The organism is Tepidiforma sp. (genome assembly GCF_034432735.1).
Taxonomy (GTDB): domain Bacteria; phylum Chloroflexota; class Dehalococcoidia; order Tepidiformales; family Tepidiformaceae; genus Tepidiforma.
Map to the genome: position 1 here is coordinate 1 of NZ_DAOUBJ010000106.1, position 1,512 is coordinate 1,512.

Sequence of the window (1,512 nt, forward strand, 5' to 3'; positions counted from 1 at the left end):
CGCGGGCGGGGTATAGTTCGGGGCACACGAAGGTTCGGAGGCCCCTGCAACATGCAATTTCGGTACGACCCCGAGGTAGAAGCGTTCCGCGCGGAGGTCCGCCAGTTCATCCGCGACAATCTGCCGCCAGAGGAGGAGCGGCTGCGCCGCGGCTACGAAGGCGGTTTCCGTTCGGACGAGGAGGAGAAAGCGTACGTGATGGGCTTCCAGCGGAAGCTGGCGGCCCGCGGTTGGCTCGCGATGGCCTGGCCCAAGGAGTATGGCGGGGGCGGCGCTTCCCATCTTCGCCAGCTGGTCTACAACGAGGAGATGGCCTACGCCCAAGCGCCCGTGGGCAATATGGGCATCGCCTGGGTGGGCCCCAGCCTCATGCTCTACGGGACGGAGGAGCAGAAGCGAACGTTCATCCCACGTATCGCGCAGGCGCAGGACTGGTGGTGCACGCTCTACAGCGAGCCCGGCGCGGGCTCGGACCTGGCGGCGCTCCAGACGCGGGCGGTGAGGGACGGTGACGAGTACGTCATCGACGGCCAGAAGATCTGGACTTCCGGCGGGCACCTCGCCGATTGGGGCTGGCTGGCCGCGCGGACGGATCCCGATGCCCCGAAGCACAAGGGCATCACGATGTTCATGGTCGATATGAAGAGCCCGGGCATCACGGTGCGGCCGCTCATCAACATGGCGAACCGCCACGGCTTCAACGAGGTGTTTTTCGAAGAGGTCCGGGTGCCCGCGTCGCAGGTCGTGGGGGAGGTGAATCGGGGGTGGTACCACATGGCGGTGGCGCTCGATTTCGAACGCTCGGGAATCCAGGCGTTCGCGGGCGGGCGGCGGACGGTGGAACGTCTCGTCGCGTTGGCGAAGAGCCGGCCGGAGCTGGTGCGCGCCCGACCGGCGATCCGCCACGAGCTCGCCGACCGGGCGGTGGAGGTGAACGTAGGCACGTTCCTCGCCTATCGTGTAGCGACGATGCAGGCGCGCGGGCTGGTGCCGAATACGGAGGCCTCGGCATCGAAGCTCTTCGGCAGCGAGATGAGCCAGCGGATCGCGCTGACGGGGATGCACCTGCTCGGGATGGCAGGCCAACTACGCGACGGCAGCCCGCACCAGGTCATCGACCAGGCGACCGCCTACCTCCAGTCGGTCAGCGCGACGATCGCGGCGGGCACGAGCGAGATTCAGCGCGGCATCATCGCGACGCGCGGGCTCGGCCTGCCGCGCGGGTAACGGGATGCGGTACCGACTGCTGGCCATCGACCTCGATGGCACGTTGCTCGACGGTGCGGGGGGGATTTCGCCGCGCACGGCGCAGGCGCTCCGCCGGGCGGCCGAAGCGGGGATCGTGGTAGCGCCCGCGACGGCCCGGTGGTACCAAGCGGCGGTCCGGCCGTTCGCCGGCATCGGGCTCGCGGTAGCGGCGATCGCCTCGGCCGGCGCCGATGTGCGAGGGCCGAACGGGGAGGCGTTCGCGCAGGTACCGCTTCCGGAGGAGTTCGCCCGCTTCATGGCCGA

The 1,512-nt window shown here is 69.2% G+C and carries 2 protein-coding genes; both read left to right on the forward strand.

Annotated elements, in window-relative coordinates; genetic code table 11:
• Positions 1-51 precede the first annotated feature (51 nt).
• A complete protein-coding gene (locus tag VAE53_RS10070) occupies positions 52-1,227 on the forward strand; it encodes an acyl-CoA dehydrogenase family protein (RefSeq protein ID WP_322819246.1) in 1,176 nt (391 codons plus the stop codon).
• 4 nt (positions 1,228-1,231) lie between these two features.
• On the forward strand, positions 1,232-1,512 hold a 281-nt coding region (locus VAE53_RS10075; protein WP_322819247.1), incomplete at its 3' end, for an HAD-IIB family hydrolase.

Coding starts and splice junctions, on each gene's coding strand:
- VAE53_RS10070 (WP_322819246.1), top strand. CDS start 52: ATGCAATTTCGGTACGACCCCGAGGTAGAAGCGTTCCGCGCGGAGGTC.